Source organism: Candidatus Merdisoma sp. JLR.KK006 (assembly GCF_036941035.1).
Taxonomy (GTDB): Bacteria; Bacillota; Clostridia; order Lachnospirales; family Lachnospiraceae; genus Laedolimicola.
This window is the reverse complement of record NZ_JAYMNS010000081.1, coordinates 1-1,437: the sequence shown is the minus strand read 5'-3', so window position 1 is coordinate 1,437 and position 1,437 is coordinate 1. Positions and strand designations below refer to the sequence as shown.

The 1,437-nt window shown below is 53.3% G+C and carries 1 pseudogene; it reads right to left on the bottom strand.

Annotated features, from left to right (window positions below):
- Positions 1-1,437: pseudogene (locus VSQ61_RS22650) on the bottom strand (hypothetical protein); the annotation flags it as partial.

Here is a 1,437-nt window from a genome sequence, read left to right as displayed (position 1 = left end):
CCGTCCTCGGTCTGTCCCGGAGGAACCTGACCGTTTCCGTCTCCGTTGCCCTCTATGGCTGCGTCGTCCTTTCCGGTTTCCGACTTGCCGCCCTCTGGAATCTCCGTATCCGGCGTCTCCGCTTCGGTGTCAGGTGTTTCTGGCTTGGATACTTCTGTTTCAATTGCCGCATTCAGAAGCTGTGCGTTTAATTCTTCCGCAACCTTTGCCTGATTATTCAGGACTACGCCTGCGGCCGTATCCGCCGTGGGATCCGGAAGTGCCATGCCGTTGACGATGGGACTCTCCGTGCTTAACTGATCAATATCCGCAGACGGGATCTCCACCATCGGTGCTTCCGGCGTGGTACGCACGCTCTGTGTATCCGGCGTGTTTTGTGCGTCCTGTGAACCTGCCGTGCCGGTGCTTTCGCCATCCAACAGGCCATTTAACGCATTTAACGCATTGAAAAATGCTCCTGAGATAATGGCGTTGTTTCCATTACCGTTGCCATTGCTGCCATTGTTTCCATTTCCACTATTGCCATTCTCATTGCCGTTGCCGCTGGTTCCACTCTGACCGTGGTTGTACTGTATCTCGCTTAAGCGGTTGCCCTCTGCGTCCCAGCTGTATGTGGTCTTGAACAGCTTCTTTCCGCCCAGGTTGTACTCGTCCATCTCGATGATCCGATCGCATTCATCGTAGAAGTAGTAGGCGGTCTCGTAGTTGGGATATTCCTTAAAGGTCTTGTTTCCGTTGGCGTCATACTCAAACTTCGTGATGCCCCCATCAAAGTCCTTCATCTCCACGATCTGGTTTTCCGCATCGTAGTAGTAGTCCACCTGGGTTCCGTCCGGATAGCCCTGGACGGTCTTGTTTCCTACGTTGTCCCAGCCGTATTCCGTTTCCCTGCCATCGTGATCCGTTACCTTTACCACACGGTTCAGGAGATCTCTTCCGATAGAGGTCTTTCCGTTCCAGTCCTCCATCTCGATTAATTCTCCCGTGCCGTTGTAGGCGTAGGATGCGGATTTGGCGTCATTATAATTGATATTGCTTACTAAGTTGACGGGGCTGTACTCGTACTTGGTTACGTAGCCGTCCTCGTCGGTCTTTTGGATCAAGTTGCCGTTGCCGTCATAGACGAACACCTTTCCGTCGCCCTTGGCGTTGACCTCGGTCTTTACCAGGCCCCTGTGGTCGTAGGTGTAGAGGGTCTCCTGATACTCGTCCACCTTGTGGGTCTTGTCTATCCTGTGGACACGGATCTTGGTCAGGCGGTCCATGGAATCATAGGTGAACGTGCTGCTGGTTCCGGCTGCGTCTATACTCTCAACGATATTTCCGTTGCCGTCCAATACGTACTTCGTGGTATTGCCGTTGCGGTCCTTGACTGCGGTGATCCGGCTGTCCTTGTCGTAGGTGAATGACTTGGTGTTGCCCTTGGGATCCGTCTCA